Here is a 536-nt window from a genome sequence, read left to right on the forward strand (position 1 = left end):
ATACCATAGTAAGGCTTGAGCGACTCCTTCACGACGCTCAAAGTCTCCCTCACACTTAGTGCAGTTGCGCTGCACCATGATTTTTCTACCCGTCCCGCACAGAGCGGTTCGGCAGTACCGGCCAGGCCGGTTTCTCGTATGGGGTTGACCACCCAATGAACACGACCACCCGAAAAGAAATGCTTGCCCTTGCCGACGCCATTCTAAAAGCCAATCCGGAAAAGCCGTCGACTGTCCGGATACGCTACCGCGGCGGGCGCCCAGCTCTGACCTGGATGAAGAAGCACAACGCCACCGGCGCCGCCGCTCTGTGGCTTGTAGCCAGAGAGCGGTTGCCGCAAGCCGAGAATGACAATCTTCCAGAAGCCGGGTTAAACGTCGACCGGAGTCGGAAGGATGGTAGGCCTCGAGGCAAGAATCCGGATCCCCGTTCGCTTGAGGCTTACATGGCGCTGCCGACCGTACAGCCGCGCCTCGGTGACGCGGAGCCGGAGCCAGCGCGAACGGGGAACTGGGATGGGGCATCGCGCGGTGTC

General features: G+C 60.8%; 1 protein-coding gene. It reads left to right on the forward strand.

Annotated features, from left to right (window positions below):
• Positions 1 to 155 precede the first annotated feature (155 nt).
• Positions 156 to 536 (forward strand): hypothetical protein (locus ACXJ7R_RS36065; protein WP_457155937.1); only part of this gene is annotated, 381 nt, incomplete at its 3' end.

It is taken from the genome of Mesorhizobium sp. P5_C1, assembly GCF_054049815.1.